The 1,401-nt window shown below is 29.7% G+C and carries 1 pseudogene; it reads left to right on the top strand.

Features of this window, described 5'->3' with window-relative positions:
• Nucleotides 1-139: 139 nt before the first annotated feature.
• Nucleotides 140-1,009 (top strand): annotated as a pseudogene (locus ESY88_RS20645) (alpha/beta hydrolase).
• Nucleotides 1,010-1,401: the final 392 nt, after the last annotated feature.

Below are 1,401 nucleotides of genomic sequence, written 5' to 3'. Positions count from 1 at the left end.
TATTTTTAGCCTGTATAGCAACATTTGCCAATCACAATAGAAAAATTAAAATGGCACTCGCAGTTTAAAACAAAATCTGTAATTTGGTTCTACTAACAAAAATCAAGGCAGGTTATTAGACGGACTGACGTTGTGAGCAATGCAAAAAAAACCTCGAATGAGAATAATAATCCGAACAATATTGACTTTAATTTTAGCTGTTTTAATTACTTCTTGTAATTCCAAAAAAACAGCGACATTTTCCAAATCCGAATTTTTTACAGATTCAATTTACAGTCAACCTTTGGGCGAATACAGAAAACATAATGTCTATTTACCTAAAGGTTTTGATAAAGCTAAAAAATATCCGATTATATACTCAACAGATGGAAACGAAATCAAAGAAAATAGTTTTTACAAGAAAACGTTAGACTCTTTAATAAATAACCGAGTTATTCAGCCAATAATATTAATTAAGAGTTATTCAAATAAAAAAGTTGCTGACAGTAGCGGAACATTGGGAAATGGAGAGACGATGTATTTAGCATATCGATATTTTGAATATGTAAATTAATATTATGCTGATACTCATAATCCAGAATTGGCTAATAGGTTTGAAAACCATATGCAATATTTTAACAATGAATTGATATCTACAGTAGAAAACAAATTCAATCAAAAGCTGACTAAAAACGATAGATACTTTTACGGTGTTTCAAATGGTGCAGGTTTTGGTTTACATTTATTAAATAGTCATCCAGAAAGCATTGGAACCTACCTTTGTTTTTCAACTTTTGGCGGAGATATTCAAACCAATACTTGGAAACCCAACGTTGATTACCCAAAACTATATTTAGAGTTCGGAAGTGAAGAACCTTTCTTTCTCAAAGAAGATGCGGATTTTTTAAAATTAAAATATAAAGAACTAAATCTATTAGCAGAATTTAATGAATTTAAAGGTGGACACGACTATAAAATATGGAATGAAAAATTCATTGAAATTATAAGTAAGGAATTAGCAGTCGAGTAAAGCACTGCTCACAACAAAGTATATAAAAAATAGCGCGAGTCATTGCTAACATTAAGGTTCGGGCATTTTTGGAAAGTCGCCAAATTTTTAAATTTGACAAAATCACAAAAATAAAATAATTAGTAAAATTTAAAAATTCGGCTTGTGTTTTATCCGAAAATTATCGCTTATTTTCAGCGCTACTTTTCATATACCAAACGTTGCCAGTAATTTGAACAAAAATCGCGCATAAATTGAAAATATGAAAAATCTTCTTCTAATATTAATCACATTAACCACAATAAGTTGTAAATCTCAAAACACAGAAACAACTGACGAAATAAATGTGTTATTTATCGGAAATAGCTTGACATATTTACACGAAATGCCACAGACTGTGCAAAAAATGTTGA

This window comes from Subsaximicrobium wynnwilliamsii, assembly GCF_007997225.1.
In the GTDB taxonomy this organism is placed as follows: Bacteria; Bacteroidota; Bacteroidia; order Flavobacteriales; family Flavobacteriaceae; genus Psychroserpens; species Psychroserpens wynnwilliamsii.
The sequence above is the reverse complement of the archived record's forward strand: the minus strand, read 5'-3'. Positions and strand labels throughout refer to the sequence as shown.